The following is a 22,595-nucleotide window of genomic DNA, read 5'->3' on the forward strand; positions in this document are numbered from 1 at the left end:
CGGCTGGCAGGCCCACTCGTGGCGGCGGCATGTACCGTGGTGGTTTTCGGCTGGGTCTCCGCATGCGGAGGCGGGAGCACCGAGCCCGGTCCGACGAGGCCTCCCCCCCCGCCTCCACCTCCACCCCCGGCGAACCGGGCCCCCGAGGCGATCGGCACGGTCGCCGGCCAGGAGGTCGTCGCCGGGACTGCCGTCAGGCTGGACCTCTCCCCCTATTTCCGCGATCCCGACGGTGACGCGCTCACCTACGCGGCCCAGTCCGGCGATGCCGCCGTGGCCACGGTGGCGGTCGCGGGGGCCGAACTCACCGTAACCGGCGTGGCGCCGGGCTCGGCCACCCTGACCATCGAGGCGCGTGACCCCGGCGGACTCTCCGCCACGCAGACTGCGAGTGTCACGGTCCTGGCGCCCAACCAGCCGCCCGTCGTCGCCGACACGCTCCCCGCGCAGGAGGTCGTCGCCGGCTCCGAGGTCACGCTGGAGCTCGCGCCGTACTTCACCGACCCCGACGGCGATGCGCTCACCTACGCCGCCGCGTCCGGCGACGAGGCGGTGGCCACGGTGGCGGTCGCGGGGGCCGAACTCACCCTCACGGGGGTGGCGCCCGGCTCCGCCACGCTGACCATCGAGGCGCGTGACCCGGACGGGCTCACGGCGGCGCAGACCGCGGACGTGACGGTCCGGGCGCCCAACCAGCCGCCCGCCGTCGCCGACACGATCCCCGCACAGGAGGTCGTCGCCGGTTCCGCCGTCACGCTGGACCTCGCGCCCTACTTCACCGACCCCGATGGCGATGCGCTCACCTACGCGGCCGCGTCCGGCGACGATGCCGTGGCCACGGTGGCGGTCGCGGGGGCGGAACTCACGCTCACGGGGGTGGCGCCCGGCTCCGCCACATTGACGATCGAGGCGCGGGACCCGGACGGGCTGACGGCCTCGCAGACCGCGGACGTGACGGTCCTGGCGGCCAACCGGCCGCCCGTCGTCGCCGGCACGATCCCCGCGCAGGAGGTCGTCGCCGGCTCCGCCGTCACGCTGGACCTCGCGCCCTACTTCACCGACCCCGACGGCGATGCGCTCACCTACGCGGCCGCGTCCGGCGACGAGGCCGTGGCCACCGTGGGGGTCGCGGGGGCCGAACTCACCCTCACGGGCGTGGCGGCCGGCTCGGCCACTTTGACGATCGAGGCGCGGGACCCGGACGGGCTCACGGCCGCGCAGACCGCGGACGTGACGGTCCTGGCGCCGAACCAGGCGCCAGTCGCCGCCGGCATGCTCCCCGCACAGGAGGTCGTCGCCGGTTCCGCCGTCACGCTGGACCTCGCGCCCTACTTCACCGACCCCGATGGCGATGCGCTCACCTACGCCGCCGCGTCCGGCGACGAGGCGGTGGCCACGGTGGCGGTCGCGGGGGCCGAACTCACCCTCACGGGGGTGGCGGCCGGCTCCGCCTCCTTGACGATCGAGGCGCGTGACCCGGCCGGGCTGACGGCCTCGCAGACCGCGGACGTGACGGTCCTGGCGGCCAACCGGCCGCCCGTCGTCGCCGGCACGATCCCCGTACCGGAGGTCGCCGCGGGCTCGGAGGTCACGCTGGACCTCGCGCCCTACTTCACCGACCCGGACGGCGATGCGCTCACCCACGCCGCCGTGAGCAGCGACGAGGCGGTGGCCACGGTGGCGGTCGCGGGGGCCGAACTCACCCTCACGGGGGTGGCGGCCGGCTCGGCCACATTGACGATCGAGGCGCGTGACCCGGACGGGCTCACGGCCTCGCAGACCGCGGACGTGACCGTCCGGGCGCCCAACCAGCCGCCCGTCGTCGCCGGCATGATCCCCGCACCGGAGGTCCTCGCCGGCTCCGCCGTCACGCTCGGCCTCGCGCCCTACTTCACCGATCCCGACGGCGATGCGCTCACCTACGCCGCCGTGAGCAGCGACGAGGCCGTGGCCACCGTGGCGGTCGCGGGGGCCGAACTCAGCCTCACGGGCCAGGCCGAGGGCACTACGACCGTCGCGGTCACGGCGAGCGATCCGGACGGCCTCTCCGTCGCTCAGGAAATCAGCGTGAACGTCGTGCGCGGGGAGACATCCCGTTTCCGGGCCGACTTCGATGAGGAACGGTTGTTGGCCTCCGAGTGGCTTCTCCAGGACGCGTCGGCAAGCATCGCCGACGGGATCTTGCGGCTCGAGGTGACGGTACCCGGGGGGCTGGGGCTCGCGACCGTCCTCCTGCAGGCGCCGATCACCGAGGTGGAGGCCACGACCCGGGTGGCCTTCGGCGACACGGAAAGCACGGCCCTGGTGCTCCTGCTGTGGACGAGCAACCCCCCGGCAACCGTGATGGCGCTGGATATCGGGTCCGGGGTGCAGGTGAACGGGAGGGACACGAACTATCGTTTCCGCGTCCTTGACGAATCCGGCGGCGAGAAAGGCGGCGTCTTCCGTCACGTCCGCGGTGCGAGCGGCGTCTCCGAGGCCGTCCCCGCTGTCGAGGGCGAATTCGTGGACCTCGGATTCTCGGTGAAGAATGGGCGGTTGCGGGCGTGGATCGGGGACGCGGAACTCTTCGACATCGAGTGGCCGTTCTCGTTCTCGCCCGTCGCGCAGGCCCTGTCGGTGGGGGCCTATCCTCCCGAGGAGTACGGCACCGGGGGGATCGGCCTGTTCGACTGGGTCGAGGTGACGGGCAGGGCGAAGGGAGCGGGCTCCCGGGCGACCGAGCCCGACCGGCGGCTCGAGCTTCCTCGATGGACTGGAGGGAAGTGATGCGGCGTCAGTTGCGCAACGCCGTCTGTCTGCCGGCGGCGTACGTCCTGCTCCTCTTCTTCATCCTCTCCTGCGGCGACGGGGAAGGGCCCGCGGGCCCTTCGGGCCAGCCGGCGTCGATCTCGATCACCCCGGCGGCCGTCGAGATGTCGGCCATCGGAGACAGCGTTCAGCTGACCGGGGAGGCGCGCGACGCGTCGGGACGCACCCTGAGGCGCGCGACGGTGGCGTGGTCTTCGAGCGCTCCGGCGGTCGTCACGGTGTCCGCTTCCGGCCTCGCGGTCGCGGTGGCCAACGGAGAGGCGGCGATCACGGCCACCTCGGGCCGGGCGAGCGCCACCGCCCCGGTCGTGGTGGCGCAGTCCATCGCTTCCGTCGCCGTGACACCTGCCCGGCTGGCCTTCGCCGCGCTGGGCGACACGGCTCGCCTCGCGGCCACCGCGCAGGACGCGCGGGGGCACGCGATCGAGGGCGCGGACGTCACGTGGTCTTCGGATGACCCGGCCGTCGCCACGGTGGACGCGGCGGGGCTGGTGACGGCCGCCGCCGCCGGCGGGGCGGAGATCACCGCCACCGGTCTCGATGCCCTGGGCGAGGCCATCGAAAGCTCGACGCCGGTGACCGTCGGCGTGGCGTCGGCCGTGACGGTGGCTCCCGGGTCGCTCACCCTGGAAGTGATCGGGGACACGGCCTCCATCCGCGCCACGGTGCTCGACGATGCCGGCAACTTGTTCCCGGACGCGCCGGTGGCGTGGTCTTCCGATGATCCGGCCGTCGCCGCGGTGGACCCCGACGGCGTGATCACGGCCCTCAGGCGCGGCCGAACCGTGATCAGGGCCGAGTCGGGTGCGGCGAACGATCAGGTATCCGTACACGTGACGCCCCGGAGTCTCCACCTGAGTCCCGATCGCGTGTCGCTGCCCTGGCCGCTCCTGACAAAGCAGCTGGCCGCCGACGTCCGTGACGACGAGACGGGCGAGTCCCTCGGCCCTCCGGACTCGGTGCGCTGGGTCTCCCGGGACACCATGATCGCGACGGTGAGCCCGGCCGGGATCGTCACGGCGATTCGCAAGGGCACGGCGCGGATCGCCGCGACGGCAGGCCGGAAGGCCGCCGAAGTGTTGGTGGAGGTGGCGGACCCCGACCGCGATGCGCTGGTCGCGTTCTATCACGCCACCGGCGGGGATGACTGGGCCAACAACGACAACTGGCTCAGCGATCGGCCCATCTGGCAGCCGCCGGGCTGGTACGGGGTCATGCCAGGGTCTTTCGTCGCCGGCGCGGAGGGCGACCGGACCGCGCGTCTCGAGGCCATGCTGGACACCCTCGGCGCTCCGAACTCGAACTCCGTCGAAGCGCTCGCGGCCCAACTGGGGGCCGACTGGCAGGCGTGGTCCACGAGCGCCCCGGAGGCGTGGACGGACCCCCGTCAGGAGGGTGCGGGGACTGTCGCGTCGCCTTTCGCGGGCCGTGTAGCGGGCCTTCACCTGTCTCACAACAATCTGACGGGCGTCCTGCCCGATGCCGAACTCTGGGAGGAGTTGCCGTTCCTGGATAATCTGGTGCTGGTCGGCAATTCGCTGGCCGGCGAACTGCCGTCCTCCTTCGGCAACGTGGCCGTGCTGAATGTCTCGAAGAACGAACTCGGCGGCGAGATCCCGCCCGCCCTGTTCGACGATCCACTCCTGCTGGTCATCGGCTTCGATGGCAATCGCCTCACCGGCGCAGTCCCCGATGGGCTTCTGCGCCGGACCGCTCTCATGAGTTTGAACGGCAATGAACTCACGGGCAGGCTTACCCGACTCCCCGAGATCGCTCCCCGTCTGTTCTGGGTGAGCTGGGCCGACAACGATGGGCTCTGTCACGAACTTACCGACGGACTCCGGGCCGTCGTGAACAGCGGCAGCTTCTTCGTAGGTCCGGTGTGCGATCAACCGCCCGCCGAGGCCTCGAGCATGGTCCTCGACCCGTCCTACGTGGAGTTCGCCGCCCTGGGCGACAGCATCGAGATCGAGGTGCGGGCCGTGGACGACTGGGGGTGGCGCGTATCCGTCCCCCCGCTCGCGTGGACGAACACCGACGAGGAGGTGGCGGCGGTCACGCAGACCGCGACCGGAAAGTACTGGCTCAAAGCCGGTGCGGACGGGGAAACGGAGATCGCCGCCAGCTCCGTCTCCTTGCCCCGCGATAAATTCCAGGCCTTCCGTGTCCCGCTCGGGGTGCGCGTTCGGCAGGTCGCCGTGCTACTCGACATACAGCAACAGATCACGATTCCCGCGGGCGGGAGCGCCGAATGGGCAGCCGTACCGCGGGACCGCAACGGAAATGCGATGCCGCTGCCCCGTGGCGCGATCACAAGAAGCTCCGACGCGGCCGTCGCGACCGTGTACCGGAACAACGTCCTGTGGGCGGCCGGGGAGGGAAGAGCGTTCGTGAGCACGACGCTGCCCGGCGGACTGTACAACGCGGCGATCGTAGATGTCGCGGCCGCTCCGGAGAGGCCCATCCCGGTCATCGACGACCTCTCCGCCGCTCCCCTCGTGCCGGGTTCGCCGGTGACGATCGGCGGCCGCAACCTGGGCAGGCACGTGACCGTGCTGATCGACGGAGAGCGAGCGGAGATGCTCGACGCGACGCCGACCGCGGTGACGGTGTCCGTACCCACCTTCGGCGGTTGTACGCCGCCCCGCGACGTCGCGGTCGTGGTGAAGGACGGGGAGGACCTCGGGGACGCGACGATCACGCATCTGGCGGGCGTCGGCGAGGACCTGTCGGCGATCGCGCGCGCGACCCTGCGCGGGCCCCTGCCGGTCACGCCCGCGGGCGAACTGTGCCTGCAGTCGGCCATGGAAGACGGGGAGGAGTATCTCCTCGGGGTCCAGGCGCTGCTCACCAGCGAACTCCCCCCGGAATACAAGTCGACCCTGACCCCGGTGGATCCTCTCGCGGCCGACTTTGTCGTGGGCGTGACCGGAAGGGCCGACGATGGGGCTGCGGCGAATCGTGTGCCCCGGGTCCGGCCCCTGGCTCCCGCGGCTCCCGCGGCGGCGGTCGCCCCCACGCAGCCAGAGAGCGCGGACTGGCTGACGGGCCACAGGGAAGCGGAGAGACGGTTGCGGGCGCGGGAGCGGGAAACGCTCGGCCGGCTCGCGGGGCGGCCGCGGCTGGCGGCCGCGGGAGCCGCCGGCACACCCGCGATCCACGCCGCCACCGCCGCGGGCGATACCGTCCTCATGATCTACAATAATGGCGCGTGTGAAAGCACGGTTGATCTCAACGGGGTCGTGAAGGTGGTCAACGACCAGGTCGTGATCGTGAGCGATCTGGCGAACGCGGCGGACTACTCCGACGCCCGGTACGCGGAATTAGGTGCGATTTCACGAGCCTTGATCCTGCCGAATCTGATTCGATATTTCGGGCCGTTCACGGATGCGAACGATGACGGCCGGATCACGATGGTCTTCACCGACAAGGTGACCCGGACGGCCAGAGGTCTCCTGGGCTGGGTCTCGCCGATCAACCTTCTCTCTCGCTCCGACTGCCCGGGGAGCAACGAGATGGAAGTGTTCTTCGGGGTGACGCCGGACGATCCGAACGGCCCTCCCGTGCAGGGCCTGGAACTCACGCCGGATTTCCTGTGGGAGATCCTGCCTCAGTTGATCGCGCACGAGACCACCCATCTCATTCAGGGCCGCCGTTTCGTGGCCCAGCGGGAGATCGTCGATCTGGGTCTGGAGTTCTGGTTCGCGGAGGCTCAGGCCGTCCTCGCCGAAGAGATCATCAGCCACGCGGCGACCGGGAATTCGCAGGGGAACAACTATACCGCGGACGTCGCCTTCTCACCGGTCAACAGCCACGGAATCCGGTGGTACTGGGGTATCTTCGGTGACCTCGAGAGCTACTTCTCGGGAGCGGGCGCTCCGGCGTCGTGCGGATGGTGGACCCGGAACAGCGGTGGCTGTGGCGGGCGCCCCCTGTGGTACGGCGTCGGGTGGTCGTTCCTCCGCTGGATGCTCGATCAATACGGCCCGACGTTCCCCGGCGGAGAAGCGGGCTGGAACACCGCCATGATCGACGCCCCGCCCGAGGGGGATGAATTCGGCAAGTTCGAGTCCCTGCTGGGTGAAGACTTCGGCGTCCTGCTCGCGGGCTGGGGCGCTTCGCTCTACCTGGATGACAGAGTGCCGGCGACCGACCCGGTGCAGCGTTTCCAGATGACGAGCTGGAATCTGCGGGACATCTTCCGCCACCGGAACATCGACATTTCGACTCGCTCGCTCGGGTTCGCCGATGAGGAGGCCGCGGGCGACCGGCTCAGAGTCGGGTCGACGATGTTCTATCGGTTGACCGGAAGGCCGGGCGCGTCGCCCGCGGCGGCGTTCCATGTGCGCGGGTCGCTGCTCGAGGACACGATCGACTCCGATACCAGGCCGTGGTACAGGCTGCAGACGTTCATCGTACCCATGGGGTCACGGGGGTCACGGGGGTCGCAGGGGTCGCCGGGGTCGCGGGGGTCGCGGTGAACGTGGACCGGCCGCGCGCCCGGCATCGTCGCTCCATATCGATCGGAGCCGTGGCGCTTGTGGCCGGAATCGCGGCCTGCGGCGGCGACATGGCGTCACTGCCTCTGGCACCGCCACCCCCACCGCCGCCTCCCCGGCCCCCGCTGGCCGTCGAGCAGATTCCGGACCAGGCGATGGTGATGGGGCAGACCGTCAGCCTCGATCTGTCTTCCCACTTCCACGATCCCGATGGCGACGCGTTGACCTACGCCGCCTCATGGCCCGCCGCCGGGGTCGTCCCGATCTCGGTCACCCTGTCGGGGAGCACGCTGACGATCGTGGGGGTGGCGGGGGGCGCCACGACCGTCACGGTGACGGCCAGCGACCAGGGTGGCCTGACCGCGACCGAGCGCTTCTCCGTGATGGTGACGTGGGCGAACCGGGCCCCGGAGCCGCTGTTCGGGGCCGCTTCTCTGGGCACCGTGGTCGGAGGAGCGGCCCGGCAGAACGTATCGAACCTGTTTCACGACCCCGATGGCGACGTCCTCACCTACACAGCCGAGTCGTCCGCTCCCGCCGTCGCCGCCGTCTCGGTGTCCGACAGCATCCTGACGATCCTGGGCGTGGCTGAAGGGGCCGTCATTGTGACCGTAACGGCCACGGATCCGGGCGGCCTGACAGGGATGTTCGAGGTCTACGTCACCGTCCAGAGCGTCGAGCGCGGCAGCTTCCGGGACGACTTCACCTCGTCCGCCAGCCTGTCCGACTGGGACGTCGTCGATGCGGAAGCGGTCGTCGCCGATGACCTGCTGCGCGTCACGAACACCGCGGCGAGCGTCGGAGTCGTGGTCCATGAGTTCGGGCATTCATTCGTGCGCTGGACGTTGCGCGTCAGAATGGGTCGAGCCCGGGCCGATGGTGCGGCATCGGTGTGGTGGGCCACGGGTGACGACCGATATACCATCTGGCGACTCGACATCGGGACTCACGGCGGGCAAAACTACCAGTTGTACCTGGCCGATGAAGAAGAGCAGACGTGGCTGAGGTTCGACGACGTCTCGGGCACCTCGGACGCCATCGACGACGGCCCGAACGAGATGACGGAGATTACCCTCGCAGTGGAAGGCGCGGACTTCGTCGCACGTGCCGGGGACGCGGAACTGTTCAGGGTTCAGCCGTCCGGGTCGCTCCTGTCGCTCCTGAATCGCGCGACCGGCGTGTTCCTCGTGAGCGTGGGGGATGTCGGCGCCACCGCGCTCTTTGATTGGGTGGAGATATCCGGGATCGTGAGTCGTGCCGAGACGGGGGCTCCCCCGGACCTCTCGGGCGACATCCTGTCGCTGCGACTTCCCGGCAGCGTGTCCATGGCGGCCGACAAGGCGACACCCGGGGTGAACCCCCGGCGCTGATCGCCGCCGAACTCGGCCGGCCGCACGGTGGTCAACGGCGCCCCCGGGGGCCACGCGCCGATTCCCGACCTGGAACTCGGGGCGGGCGGCGAAACCACGGTGGACGCGTCGTCCCACTTCACGGATCCGGACGGGGACGCGCTCACCTTCTCCGCGACCTCCTCCGATGAGACCCGGGCGCACATCGATTCATCCGCGGACACGATCTGGATCAAGGGCGCGTCGGTGGGTACGGCTCGGATCACCGTGACCGCCACCGACGCCCTGGGCCTCTCCGCGGCGGGTGTCCATCTGGGAGTCGGTCCTCGAGCGCGATCACAATCCGGTCGCTGGCCGACCTGGGTTACACGGTCAACGCGGCCCTCGCCGACCCGTACGGCGTCTCGCTCCCCGACATCCCCCCCGGTCGTCCGCTCCAGGCGGAGGTCGGCCAGATCATCTACCTCGGCGACGACATCCTGCGGATGCCGATCCAGGTCGTGGACGACGAGGGCCGCGTCCTGCGCGTGATTCCGCCCCGCTGACCCCGGTCGGGACCCCCCAACAGACCGCACCGACGCCCCGCCCGGGCGCCCTCGCTGCAACCTCGCTCTACCCCCGATTTACGGGGGATTCCGCCCACTTGGAAACGGGGGATATATGCCCCTTGTTTTGGGTGGCTTCCTCGTGGTACGTTCCCGTCGCGACCGGGAAAATTGCGTCACGACCCGGAGGACATTCATCCCGAGGAGGAGCTGAATGAAGAAGGTTACGAGAGGCCTGTTGATGACAGGGGTTATCGCCTTGGTCATCGGTGCCTGCGGAGACACCGTCGAGGTGATCACTCCGGAGACGCCGCCCCCCCCACCCATCACATTTCCACCTCCGCCGCCGCCGCCGCCGCCGCCACCGCCGCCGCCACCGCCTGTCAACCAGGCGCCCACGGCCGTCGGTAGCATCCCCGCGGCACAGGTGGCGGTCGGTGCGACGAGCACGTTCGACGCGGCCGGCTACTTCAGCGACCCGGATGGCGACGAGCTCACGTATTCGGCGGGCAGCTCCAACGAGGGCGCCGCGACGGTCAGCATGGAAGGCTCGAATGCGACGATCACGGGTGTCGCGGACGGCACCGCGGTCGTGACGATCACGGCGCGCGACCCGGACGGGGCCGCCGCCGCGCAGGGCTTCAGCGTCACCTCGGGCAAGGGCAACGCCACGAACAGCGCGCCCATGGCCGTCGGCTCGATCGCGGCCCGCACGCTCGATGTGGGCGGGACCGCCACGGTCGACGTCGCGGGTTTCTTCTCCGATCCGGACGGCGATGAACTGACGTTCGCGGCGACGAGTTCCAACGACGCCGTAGCCGCCGTGGCGAACGAGGGCTCGTCGGTGACGATCACCGCCGTCGCGGCCGGTGCGGCCGTGGCGACGATCACCGCGACGGACCCGGACGGCGCCGCAGCCGCCCAGGAAGTCTCCATCACGGTGAACGAAGCCGGCGGGAACTCGCCGCCGACGGCGGTGGGCACGATTCCGGCCCACAGCGTCAACATCGGTGGCACGGCCACGCTCGACGTGGCGGGCTACTTCAGCGACGCGGATGGGGATGAGCTGACCTACAGCGGTGCCAGCTCCAGCCCCGAAGTCGCGACCATCTCGATGGAAGGTTCGGCCGCGACGATCACGGGCGTTGCCGTTGGCGGCGCTGTGGTCACGGTCACGGCGAGCGATGGGTCCGCGTCGGGTTCGCAGGGCTTCAACGTCTCCGTCTCCGATCCCTCCGGGAAGGCGGCGACGGTTGCGATCTTCGGTCTGCGGAGCGTCACCGACCGGAGCACGGCGGTGGATCCGACGGACGTGTCCGGCGATGTCACCGTGCTGCTCGACGTGCAGCCGAACGACGATACGATCGCCGGCATCTCGTTGACGCTGGGCGAAGAGGTGATCCACTGCCGCGGCACCTCCAGCGACCAGGGCGGGTTTATCGCGGCAGCCAGCGGCCAGCTCGAGGTCGAGTGCCTGTTCAAGACGGCCTCCATCATGGGCGAGTGCGCCGGTGCGCAGCTGCCGCCGTTGTACGCCAACGGCGACCACATTCTGGGCGCGCGCGTCACGACCGCTGATGGCGAGACGCGCGAGGCGATCGTCACGCAGCCGATCACGCTCAAGAACTCCGGGTTCGTGATGGTCGAACACAGCGCCGGCAGCGCGTCGGCGGTCAAGACCGGCGTCACCTACTACGGCGGCCCGGTCGACGAAGACGACGACAGCAACCAGAACACGTTCCACGCCTGCCCGGCGTCGTACGACGGCACGACGGTCGGCGAGCTGTCGCTGACGACGATGCTCACCGGCCCGGACGCGGCCGCCATCGACACGACGGTCGCGGACTCGACGCGGGGGGCGACCCTGAAGCTCACGAAGGAGAAGGGTGCGTTCACCTGGAACGTCGTCCCGGCCAGCAACGGTGGCGTGGAGGACAGGGCCGGCAAGGACGAGCACTGGGTCATCAACAGCGGCGACATCAAGGACGATGGCGATCTGCTGGTGACGTCGAAGTTCAGGGGCGACGAAGAGGCGAGGGTCGGCCCGCTCCACTTCGACTTCAAGGTGCCCACCTGGACGCATGATCCGGACGAAGACGAGCCGCAGGAGATCCTGGTCACGTATGGCGCTACCGCGGCGAGTACCAACCAGTCCGTAGGGAACACGTACTACAACAGCGGCGCCTTGAGCGTACGCGGCCTGACGGACGGCGGCGTCGGCGGGGCAGGGGCGATCATCGCGGTGGGCGACTGCGGCATCGTGGCCAACAGCGACAGCCTCAAGAGCACGGCCTTCATGCCGGCGGCGGGGCTGGAGGCGATCAGCAACATGGCCGAGCTGCCCGAGGAGGACGCCACCAAGGACTTCGCCGATGACAAGGGCCTGAGCTGCTACGTGGGCGAGGTGACGGCGATAGCCGACGAGCTCGGGAACGAAGCCACGCTTCCGGGCATACCCATCAGCACGATCAATTACTTCGGCGTCGACAAGGGCCGGCCGGTCGTGACCGACGTGGAGCCCGACTCGCGAATGGTCCTCAAGCGTAACGCGTTCCTCGCGTTCGAAGCCGAGGATCCCGATCTCGCGACGGGCGAAGCCGGTTCGGGCTACTGGGCCACCCTCTGGTTCGTCGGAACCAAGTACATCGGCGCGTTCAGTAACACGACAAAGCTCAAGTCAATCAGCCAGGCCCGGCTGGGGTTGACGAAGGACGGTGCCTACCGCGTGACCGCCTGGGCGCAGGACAACGCCACCCCCGGGAACAGGACTACGGTCGGCTACAGCTTCGTCAGGGATGGGCTTGCGCCCACCTTCGCGGTCAGCAAGAGCCAGTCGAACATCGGCAATACGCAGGCCACGACGGTCATCGTAAGCGTGGGCGGAACGATCTCCGACGCGAACGGCATCGAGGCGGCGGAACTCAGCGTCCGGTCTCCGGTGGAGGGCGTCTGCCCGGCGGGTGATGACGACGAGCTCAATCTTCCCGCGCGCCGCGTGACGGGGAACAAGCGGGATCTGTCGGACGATGGTTCGTCGTCGATCACGTTCGACGAGACCTTCACCGTCAAGGCTCCGTCCGCCGGCGACATCTCGGGTACCGAACCGTTCGTCTCAGAGAACCTCTGCTTCTACCTGTACGTCGAGGATGTCGCGACGGACAGGGAAGGCGAGGGTCCCGGGAACTGGAAGGAGTATGACGTCGGGTCGTTCAGCGTGAACTGGTCCAATCCAGGCCCGGTCCACGACCTCGGCGCGGCGCACTGGGTTGGGAGCGCCCAGGGTGCAGCCATCACGGCTGAGGCCCCCTTGATGGTGACGGAGGGCGACGAAGATGGCTCGCAGTTCGTGCTCACGTTGAGTTCGGGCATTTCGGTGAGCGTCATGACCGTGACGTTCAGCGGTCCGCCGACCGTGACGTTCAGTCCGCCTTCTATCGTAATCGACTCGGTCCACAAGAGGGTGTCGGTTCCGGTGACCGTGACGGCGCGTCACGACCGGAATGCGACCTCGGAGAAAAGCGTGATTACGGCGTCCGCGTCGGGCGGCGGCCCGAACTACAACGGCGCGACGACCACGATCCCGGTCACGGCGGCCGATGACGACTACACGATGAGTGTGGTGATCAGAGACATCTCCGGTAATCGCTACAACGGGGTGACCGAGAAGACGCCCTTCGACGACGCGGCCGCGGTTGCGAGGTGGGTGAATATCGTTATCAAGGCGCCGGAGGGCGGAATACTCAACGAGGGCATGATCACGCTGCCCGATGGTGACGACTACACCTTCAGGGAGCCGGGCTTCCTTTCAAACGTTCTCCAGCCGTACTCGGGCGACGAGATGGAACTCACCATGGTGCAGCTGGGCGCGTTCTCCAGCTCTGCTCCGGGAACGACAGAGGCCGACGTGTGGCTCATCGCCAACGACGACCTGGAGGAGGAAGAGGCCGAGTTCGTCCAGATCGGTGCAGATCAGATCGGTGAGGGCGCCCGCACCGACCCGGTGATGATCAGGATCGATGACGCCGATCCGGACGTCACGTTCTCCATCGGCAACGTGAGTGAGGGCGCCGACGGGGTGACCATGACGGTGACGGCCACGGCTGCGGGCCCGATGCCTGGAATCTTCGATCTCCCGGCGAATCGCTGGGCGCTGGTAGACGAAGGCGGAGCTCTCGCGACCGCCGGCTATGCTTTCACGGCCTCCGGAACGCTGACCATCGACCGCAACCAGACGTCGGGAACGGTGACCGTGACGGTGACCACGCCCGAGGATGAGGACACGGACAACGAGATGCTCAAGATCGGCCTCACGACGGAGCAGAGCGTGGAGCTGAAGGATGCTGCAAATCTCAAGGCCTCGGTCGGCATACTCGAGATCACGGTTGAGGACAACGACGAAGAGAACGGAGGCGGCTGATCGCAGGTCGGCCATTTCGGCCACTGTTTCCACAGCAGCAGGAGAGGGCCCCGCGAGTTCGCGGGGCCCTTTTCTCTTGTGCCTTGCACTTTTCTCTTGGGAGACCACAGCCATGACGGCAGAGGGAACCCGTTGAGGCGACTTCTGTGCGGGGCACTTCTGGTGTCTCTCGGCGCGTGGTGGGTCGCCTGCTCGGATGCGCGTACGGGCCCCCCGCCCCCTGCGCCCCCGCCCCTCGAACCGAACCATCCACCGACGGCCGTGGGCGCGATTCCGGGCCAGTCGGCGATGGTCGGGGATACGGTCGCGCTGACGGTCGCGTCGTACTTCGCCGATCCCGACGGAGACCGACTCGCCTACGACGCGCGCTCGTCGGACCCGGAGGTCGCGACGGTCTCCACCGCGGGCGACACCGTGACGGTCGTCGCGCTGCGCCGAGGTGCGGAAACGATCACCGTGACGGCCTCGGACCCGGACGGCCTCGAGGCGTCGCAGACCTTCGATGTGACGGTGCTGAACAGCGGGCCGGCCGCCGCCGGCCGGATTCCGGATCTGGAGCTGCCGTTGGGCGAAGAGGCCACCGTGGAGGTGTCTCCGTACTTCACCGACCCCGACGGCGACTCGCTCACCTACCGGGCCGAGTCGTCGGACCCCGCGCTGGCCGCCGCGGCTTCCGCCGGGAGCGAGCTCACGATACGGGCGCTGGCGCGCGGCGCGGCGACGATCGCGGTGACGGCCGCGGACCCGGACGGGCTGGAAGCGGCGCTCGACTTCGAGGTGACGGTACCCAACAGCGGGCCGGCGGCCGGCGGATCGCCTGCGGATCTGGAGCTGCGTCGGGGGGGCGAGGCGACGGTGGAGCTGTCCTCGCACTTCACGGATCCGGACGGGGACGTGCTCACCTACCGGGCCGAGTCGTCGGACCCCGCCGTGGCCGCGGCGGCTGCCGCCGGGAGCGAGCTTACGATACGGGCGCTGGCCCGCGGCTCTGCGACGATCACGGTGACGGCCGCGGACCCGGACGGGCTGGAAGCGGCGCTCGACTTCGAGGTGACGGTACCCAACAGCGGGCCGGCGGCCGGCGGATCGCCCGCGGATCTGGAGCTGCGTCGGGGGGGCGAGGCGACGGTGGAGCTGTCCTCGCACTTCACGGACCCGGACGGGGACATGCTCACCTACCGGGCCGAGTCGTCGGACCCCGCCGTGGCCGCGGCGGCTGCCGCCGGGAGCGAGCTTACGATACGGGCGCTGGCGCGCGGCGCGGCCACGGTCACGGTGACGGCCGCGGATCCGGACGGGCTGGAAGCGGCGCTCGCCTTCGAGGTCACGGTACCCAACAGCGGGCCGGTGGCCGGCGGGTCGCTTGCGGACCTGGAGCTGCGTCGGGGGGACGCGGCGACGGTGGAGCTGTCCTCGTACTTCACGGACCCGGACGGGGACGTGCTCACCTACCGGGCCGAGTCGTCGGACCCCGCGGTGGCCGCGGCGGCTGCCGCCGGCAGCGAGCTTACGATACGGGCGCTGGCGACTTCGAGGTGACGCGAGCTTACGATACGGGCGCTGGCGCGGCGCGGCGACGATCACGGTGACGGCCGCGGACCCCGACGGGCTGGAAGCGGCGCTCGCCTTCGAGGTCACGGTACCCAACAGCGGGCCGGCCGCCACCGGGACGCTCGCGGACATCGAACTGGCGGGAGGCGAGGAAACGACGGTGGAGGTGGCCTCCCTGTTCACGGATCCCGACGGGGATGCGCTCACCTGGACGGCGTCGTCTTCCAACCCCGCCGTGGCGGCCGCGGACGCCTCGGGGAGCCAGGTCACGGTGAGGGCGCTGGCCCGCGGCGCGGCGACGGTCACGGTCACCGCCGCCGATCCGGACGGGCTGGAAGCCGCGCTCGCCTTCGAGGTGACGGTGCCCGCGGTCACGGTCCCCAACCGCGCGCCCGAGAGCACGGCACCTCTGCCCGACATCGGACTCGCACCGGGAGGGGATGTGACGCTGGACGCCTCCTCCCACTTCACCGACCCCGACGGGGACGCGCTCACCTATCGCGTGCGGTCGTCCAACGCCCCCGTGGCGACCGCGGACGCGTCGGGGAGCGTCGTGACCGTGCGGGTGCTGACCCGGGGATCCGCCACGGTCACGGTCACGGCCACGGATCCGGACGGCCTCGAGGCGGCACTCTCCTTCACCGTGACGGTAGGCAACAGCCCGCCGGAGGGGACGGGTCCGATGCCGGACATCGAACTGGCCCTGAACGGGAGGGCCACGGTGGACGCGAGCCCCTACTTCCGAGATCCGGATGGCGACAGGCTCAGCTACGACGCGACCTCCTCCAACCCGGACGTGGCGACGGCCACGGCTTCAGGGCAGCGGGTGACGGTGGAGGCCGTGAGCCGGGGCGCGAGTACGATCACCGTGACGGCGACCGACCCCGCGGGCCTCTCGGCCTCCCTGAGCTTCGAGGTGGCGGTGATGCGGAACCGCCCTCCCGGCATCACCGCCACGCTGCCCGACCTGGATCTGGAGGAGGGGGAGGAGGAGATCATCGTCCTGTCCCGCTTCTTCTCGGATCCGGACGGCGACGCGCTCACCTTCTCCGCGTCGTCGTCCAACCCTGCCGTGGCGGCCGCGGACCCCTCGGGGAGCGCGGTCACGGTGAGGGCGCTGGTGCCCGGATCGACCACGGTCACGGTCACGGCTACGGATCCGGGCGGGCTGGAAGCCGCGCTCGCCTTCGAGGTGACGGTCCCCGTGGTCACGGTCCCCAACGGCGCGCCCGAGAGCACGGCACCTCTGCCCGACATCGAACTGGCCCTGAACGGGAGGGCCACGGTGGACGCGAGCCCCTACTTCCGAGATCCGGACGGCGACGGGCTCAGCTACGAGGCGACCTCCTCCAACCCGACCGTTGCGACGGCCACGGCTTCAGGGCAGCAGGTGACGGTGGAGGCCGTGAGCCAGGGCGCGAGTACGATCACGGTGACGGCGACCGACCCCGCGGGCCTCTCGGCCGCCCTGAGCTTCGAGGTGGCGGTGCTGCCGGCGCCGAACCGCCCGCCCGGCATCACCGCCACGCTGCCCGACCTGGACCTGGAGGAGGGGGAGGAGCACATGGTGGTCCTGTCCCGCTTCTTCTCGGATCCGGACGGCGACGCGCTCACCTTCTCCGCCACCTCCTCCGATGATACCCGGGTGGGGCTCGATGCATCGGCGGACACGATCTGGATCCGGGGCGCGTCGGAGGGCACGGCACGGATCACCGCGCGTGCCACCGACGCCCTGGGCCTCTCCACGGCGCAGGCCTTCGACGTGACGGTCCGCACCTTGGTCGCCCCGGCCGGATTCGACATCGACGTGAGTTTCGCCAGTTCCGTGTCGGCGTCCGCGCGCAACGTGATCCGCCGGGCGGTATCCACCTGGGAGGGGGTCCTCGCGAACAGCGAATTGTCCGACGTGCGCTTCGACCGCCAAATCACCTGCGGCGGCCTGACAACGAACGAGGTCGTCGGCACCGTGGACGAACTGCTGATCCTGTTCGACGCTGAGAGCATCGATGGCCCCGGCGGAAACCTGGGCTACGCGGGCCCGTGCACGGTCCGCTCGAGTAACAGCCTCCCGATCGTCGGCCTGGTGGTCCTGGACTCGGAGGACATCGACCGCATACCGGCCACGACGGGCTTGCTCGACGTGGTCATCCACGAGATCGCGCACGTCCTCGGCTTCGGCACCCTCTGGGAGATCTTCGGCCTGCTCGGGGACCCTTCGTCCGTCACGCCCGGGGCCGACACGCACTTCACCGGCGCGGGTGCCATCGCGGCCTTCAATGCGGCCGGCGGTGCGAGCTACACGGGCGCCAAGGTGCCCGTCGCCAACAGGGAGCCTGGGCCGGACAGCCACTGGCGCGCCTCGATCTTTCCGGGGGAGATGATGAGGCCTGGGCTATCCACCCGCCGCGGGGAGTCCCTGAGCGCGATCACAATTGAGTCTCTGGCCGACCTGGGATACACGGTCAACGCTGCCCTCGCCGACCCGTACGGCGTCTCGCCCGACCTTCCCCCGGGGCGCCCCGTCCAGGCGGAGGCCGGCCGGATCCTCTACCTCGGCGACGACATCCTGCGGGTGCCGATCCAGGTCGTGGACGACGAGGGCCGCCTCATGCGCGTGATCCCGCCCCGCTGACCCCGGTCGGGGACCCTCACAAAAAAACCGCACGCCGACGCCCCTCCCGGGCCCCCTCACGGAACCTCGCGGCTGTTGGTAGCATCCCCGCGGCACAGGTAGCGGACGGCACCGCGGTCGTGACGTTCGCGGCGTTGACGAGGGACGGTGCCTACAGCGTGACCGCCTGGGCGGAGGACAACTCCAGCCCCGGGAACCGGGCCACGGTCCGCTACAGCTTCGTCAGGGATGGGATTGCGCCCACCTTCACGGTCAGCAAGAGTCAGTCGAACATCGGCAATACGCAGGCCACGAGGGTCACCGTAAGCGTGGGCGGAACGCGCCGCGTGGCAGGGAACAAGCGGGATCTGTCCCAAATTCAACCTCGAGCGGATACCTTCGGCCTCATGGAAGGGACATGATCGGCATCATTCGCAGAGGCCGGGTCCTGTGCGCCGCGCTCCTGGCCTCGGCGGCCGTCTGGGTCGCCGCCTGCTCGGACGCAGGCACCGGGCCGGAGCCGGGACCCGATCCCGGGCCGGCCCCCACGCCGAATCGGCCGCCCGCCGCGGTGGGGACCATCCCCGGCCAGGAAATCATCCTCGGCGACACGCTCCGGCTCGACGTTGCGGAATACTTCGCCGACCCTGACGGAGACCGGCTGACCTACGCCGCCGTGTCGTCCGAGCCGGGCGTGGCGGCGGCCGCTGCGGAGGCGGGGGGAAGCGTGGTCACCGTGCGGGCCCTGGCGCGGGGCGTGGCTGCGGTCACGGTGACGGCCTCGGATCCGTCGGGCCTGGAGGCCGCGCAGAGCTTCGAGGTGGGGGTGCCGAACAGCGGGCCGCAGGGCACGGGAGCTTTGTCGGACATCGAACTGCCCCTGGGAGAGGAAGCCACGTTTGACGTGTCCTCTCTCTTCACGGATCCGGATGGCGACGTGCTCACCTACCGTGCGGAGTCCTCCGCCGCGGCCGTGGCCGAGGTGGAGGTCGCGGGCGCCGAGGTCACGGTGCGGGCGCTGGGGCGGGGCATGGCCACGGTCACGGTGACGGCCTCGGATCCGTCGGGCCTGGAGGCCGCGCAGAGCTTCGAGGTGGGGGTGCCGAACAGCGGCCCGCAGGGCACGGGAGCTTTGTCGGACATCGAACTGCCCCTGGGAGAGGAAGCCACGTTCGACGTGTCCTCTCTCTTCGCCGATCCGGATGGCGACGTGCTCACCTATGGCGCGGAGTCCTCCGACGCGGCCGTGGCCGAGGTGGAGGTCGCGGGCGCCGCGGTCACGGTGCGGGCCCTGGGGCGGGGCATGGCCACGGTCACGGTGACGGCCTCGGATCCGTCGGGCCTGGAGGCCGCGCAGAGCTTCGACGTCACGGTGCCGAACAGCGGCCCGCAGAGCACGGGAGCTTTGTCGGACATCGAACTGCCCCTGGGAGAGGAAGCCACGTTCGACGTGTCCTCTCTCTTCACGGATCCGGATGGCGACGTGCTCACCTATGGCGCGGAGTCCTCCGCCGCGGCCGTGGCCGAGGTGGAGGTCGCGGGCGCCGCGGTCACGGTGCGGGCGCTGGCGCGGGGCGTGGCTGCGGTCACGGTGACGGCCTCGGATCCGTCGGGCCTGGAGGCCGCGCAGAGCTTCGACGTCACGGTGCCGAACAGCGGCCCGCAGGGCACGGGAGCTTTGTCGGACATCGAACTGCCCCTGGGAGAGGAAGCCACGTTCGACGTGTCCTCTCTCTTCACCGATCCGGATGGCGACGTGCTCACCTACCGTGCGGAGTCCTCCGCCGCGGCCGTGGCCGAGGTGGAGGTCGCGGGCGCCGCGGTCACGGTGCGGGCGCTGGCGCGGGGCGTGGCGAGGATCACGGTGACGGCCTCGGATCCGTCGGGCCTGGAGGCCGCGCAGAGCTTCGACGTCACGGTGCCGAACAGCGGCCCGGAAACCCGCGGTATGCCCCCGGACCTCGAACTGGCGACGGGGGACGCCGTGACCGTGGATGTGTCCCCCCATTTCACGGATCCGGACGGCGATGCCCTCGCCTACCGGGCGGAGTCGTCGGACTCCGCCGTGGCCGCGGCGGCTCCCGACGGGAGCGAGGTCACCGTGCGGTCGCTCGCGCGCGGCACGGCCACGATCACGGTCACGGCCTCCGATCCGGATGGCCTGGAGGCGTCGCTCGACTTCGAGGTGACGGTGGTCAACGGCGCCCCGGGGGGCGACACGCCGATCCCCGATCTGGAAGTCGGGACGGGCGGCGTGACCACGGTGGAGGCGTCGTCCCACTTCACGGATCCGGACGGCGACGCGCTCACCTACCGGGCGGCATCCTCGGATCCCTCGGTGGCGGCCGCGGACGCGTCGGGGAGCGTCGTCACGGTGCGGGCGCTGTCGCGCGGCACGGCCACCGTCACGGTGACCGCCTCGGATCCGGACGGGCTGGAAGCTGCGCTCGAGTTCGACGTGACGGTGGTCAACGACGCCCCCAGGGGCGAGACGCCGATTCCGGACATCGAACTGGGGCGGGGCGGGGAGACGACCGTCAACGCCTCGTCCCACTTCACGGATCCCGACGGTGACGTGCTCACCTGGTCGGCGTCCTCCTCCGCGCCCGCCATCGCGGCGGTGGATGTCTCCGGGAGCGTCCTCATGGTTCGGGCGCTGGCGCGCGGATCGGCCACGGTCACGGTCACGGCCTCCGACCCGGACGGTCTCGCGGCGTCGCTAGCCTTCGATGTCACGGTCCCCAACAGCCCGCCCCGGGGCACGAGCCCGATTGCCGACATCGAACTGGCGCCGGGGAGCGAGACGACGGTGGACGCGTCGTCCCACTTCACCGATCCGGACGGCGACCCGCTGACGTACTCGGCGGTCTCCTCGGACGCGACCGTGGCGACCGCGGCCGCCTCGGGGAGCGTCGTCACGGTGCGGGCGCTGTCGCGCGGCGCGGCCACGATCACGGTCACGGCCCGGGACCCGAGCGGCCTCGCGGCCGCGCTCGCCTTCGAGGTCACGGTGGCCAACCGGGCGCCCGAGGGCACGACGCCTCTGCCCGACATCGAACTCGCGCGGGGCGGGGAGGTCACGCTGGACGTCTCCCCCCACTTCACGGACCCCGACGGGGACGCGCTCACCTACCGGGTGCGCGCATCCAACGCGACCGCGGCCGCCGCCAGCGTCTCCGGAAGCACGGTGACGATCCGGGCCCTGCGCCGGGGCAGGGTCACGATCACGGTCACGGCCCGGGACGCCGGGGGCCTCGAGGCGGCGCTCTCCTTCGTCGTCGCCGTGCCCAACGGCGCGCCCGAGGGCACGGGCCCCATGCCGGACATCGAACTGCTCCTGAACCGGCGCACCACGGTGGACGCGAGCCCCTATTTTCGGGATCCGGACGGCGACGGGCTCACCTACCGCGCCTCCTCCTCCGACCCGGACGTGGCGACCGCCACAGCCTCGGGGAACGAGGTGAGGCTCGCGTCCCAGAGCCGGGGCGCGACGACGATCACGGTGACGGCGAGAGACTACGCCGGCCTCGAAGCCTCGCTGAGCTTCGAGGTGACGGTGCCGAACCGCCCGCCGGCCATCACCGCCACGCTGCCGGACCTGAATCTGGAGGAGGGGGAAGAGCGCACGGTGGTCCTGTCCCGCTTCTTCTCGGATCCGGACGGCGACAAGCTCACCTTCTCCGCCACCTCCTCCGATGAGACCCGGGCGAGCGTCACGTCGTCGACCGACATGGTCCGGATCAAAGGCCGGTCGGAGGGCACGGCACGGATCACCGCGCGCGCCACCGACGCCCTGGGCCTCTCCACGGCGCAGGCCTTCGACGTGACGGTCCGCACCTTCGTCGCCCCGGCCGGATTCGACATCGACCTGCGTTTCACCAGTGACGTTTCGGCGTCCGCGCGCAACGTGATCCGCCAGGCGGTATCCACCTTGGAGGGGGTCCTCGGGAACAGCGAATTGTCCGACGTGCGCTTCAACCGCCAAGTCTCCTGCGGCGGCCTGACAACGAACGAGGTCGTCGGCACCGTGGACGACCTGCTGATCCTGTTCGACGCTGAGAGCATCGATGGCCCCAGGGGCACCCTGGGTTACGCGGGCCCGTGCACCGTCCGTGAGAGTAACGGGCTCCCGGTCGTCGGCCGCGTGGTCCTGGACTCGGAGGACATGGACCGGATTCCCGCGACAACGGGGCTGCTCGACATCGTCATCCACGAGATCGCGCACGTCCTAGGCTTCGGCACCCTCTGGGAGCGCTTCGGTCTGCTCGCGGACCCTTCGTACGTTACGCCCGGGGCCGACACGCACTTCACCGGCGCGGGCGCCATCGCGGCCTTCAATGCGGCCAGCGGCGCGAGCTACACGGGCGCCAAGGTGCCCGTCGCCAACAGGGAGCCTGGGCCGGACAGCCACTGGCGCGCCTCGATCTTTCCGGGGGAGGTGATGAGGCCGTCGCTATCCAGCAGCCGCAGGGAGTCCCTGAGCGCGATCACGATTGAGTCTCTGGCCGACCTGGGATACACGGTCAACGCCGCCCTCGCCGACCCGTACGGCGTCTCGCCCGACCTTCCCCCGGGGCGCCCGGCCCAGGCGGAGGCCGGCCGGATCCTCCACCTCGGCGACGACATCCTGCGGGTGCCGATCCGCGTCGTGGACGACGAGGGCCGCCTCATGCGCGTGATCCCGCCCCGCTGACCCCACCTGACCCCCCTGCCGCCAGCTCGAGGGTCCGGAGACGGAAGCATGGCTGCCGGTTGAACCTGTCTTGATAGGCGCTGCGATCCTGCGACTCGAGGTGCGCGGCGAAGTTTCCG

The 22,595-nt window shown here is 70.3% G+C and carries 8 protein-coding genes; all 8 read left to right on the forward strand.

Going from position 1 to position 22,595, the window contains the following annotated elements:
* Positions 1-36 precede the first annotated feature (36 nt).
* The 8 genes from ACOOHF_RS09930 (at position 37) to ACOOHF_RS09965 (ending at position 22,476) form a co-directional block, all read left to right on the forward strand.
* Positions 37-2,769: an Ig-like domain-containing protein gene (locus tag ACOOHF_RS09930; RefSeq protein WP_420461537.1), complete on the forward strand. Its 2,733-nt coding sequence runs from the start codon at positions 37-39 to the stop codon at positions 2,767-2,769.
* Positions 2,751-7,292: an Ig-like domain-containing protein gene (locus ACOOHF_RS09935; RefSeq protein WP_420461538.1), complete on the forward strand. Its 4,542-nt coding sequence runs from the start codon at positions 2,751-2,753 to the stop codon at positions 7,290-7,292. The genes ACOOHF_RS09930 and ACOOHF_RS09935 overlap by 19 nt, the downstream gene beginning before the upstream one ends.
* 89 nt (positions 7,293-7,381) lie before the next feature.
* Positions 7,382-8,680, forward strand: coding sequence for a putative Ig domain-containing protein (locus ACOOHF_RS09940; RefSeq protein ID WP_420461539.1), 1,299 nt, complete (start codon positions 7,382-7,384; stop codon positions 8,678-8,680).
* A 738-nt stretch (positions 8,681-9,418) separates the two neighbouring features.
* Positions 9,419-13,621, forward strand: coding sequence for an Ig-like domain-containing protein (locus ACOOHF_RS09945; RefSeq protein ID WP_420461540.1), 4,203 nt, complete (start codon positions 9,419-9,421; stop codon positions 13,619-13,621).
* A 132-nt stretch (positions 13,622-13,753) separates the two neighbouring features.
* Positions 13,754-15,160: an Ig-like domain-containing protein gene (locus ACOOHF_RS09950; protein WP_420461541.1), complete on the forward strand. Its 1,407-nt coding sequence runs from the start codon at positions 13,754-13,756 to the stop codon at positions 15,158-15,160.
* A 46-nt stretch (positions 15,161-15,206) separates the two neighbouring features.
* On the forward strand, positions 15,207-17,804 hold the full coding sequence (locus ACOOHF_RS09955; RefSeq protein ID WP_420461542.1) for an Ig-like domain-containing protein: 2,598 nt from the start codon (positions 15,207-15,209) through the stop codon (positions 17,802-17,804).
* A gap of 119 nt (positions 17,805-17,923) precedes the next feature.
* A complete protein-coding gene (locus ACOOHF_RS09960) occupies positions 17,924-18,205 on the forward strand; it encodes a hypothetical protein (protein ID WP_420461543.1) in 282 nt (93 codons plus the stop codon).
* On the forward strand, positions 18,202-22,476 hold the full coding sequence (locus ACOOHF_RS09965; RefSeq protein ID WP_420461544.1) for an Ig-like domain-containing protein: 4,275 nt from the start codon (positions 18,202-18,204) through the stop codon (positions 22,474-22,476). The genes ACOOHF_RS09960 and ACOOHF_RS09965 overlap by 4 nt, the downstream gene beginning before the upstream one ends.
* The last annotated feature ends 119 nt before the right edge of the window (positions 22,477-22,595 follow it).

The organism is Candidatus Palauibacter sp., from assembly GCF_965216145.1.
GTDB lineage: Bacteria > Gemmatimonadota > Gemmatimonadetes > Palauibacterales > Palauibacteraceae > Palauibacter.

Coding starts and splice junctions, on each gene's coding strand:
- ACOOHF_RS09945 (WP_420461540.1), top strand. CDS start 9,419: ATGAAGAAGGTTACGAGAGGCCTGTTGATGACAGGGGTTATCGCCTTG.
- ACOOHF_RS09965 (WP_420461544.1), top strand. CDS start 18,202: ATGATCGGCATCATTCGCAGAGGCCGGGTCCTGTGCGCCGCGCTCCTG.
- ACOOHF_RS09935 (WP_420461538.1), top strand. CDS start 2,751: ATGGACTGGAGGGAAGTGATGCGGCGTCAGTTGCGCAACGCCGTCTGT.
- ACOOHF_RS09940 (WP_420461539.1), top strand. CDS start 7,382: ATGGCGTCACTGCCTCTGGCACCGCCACCCCCACCGCCGCCTCCCCGG.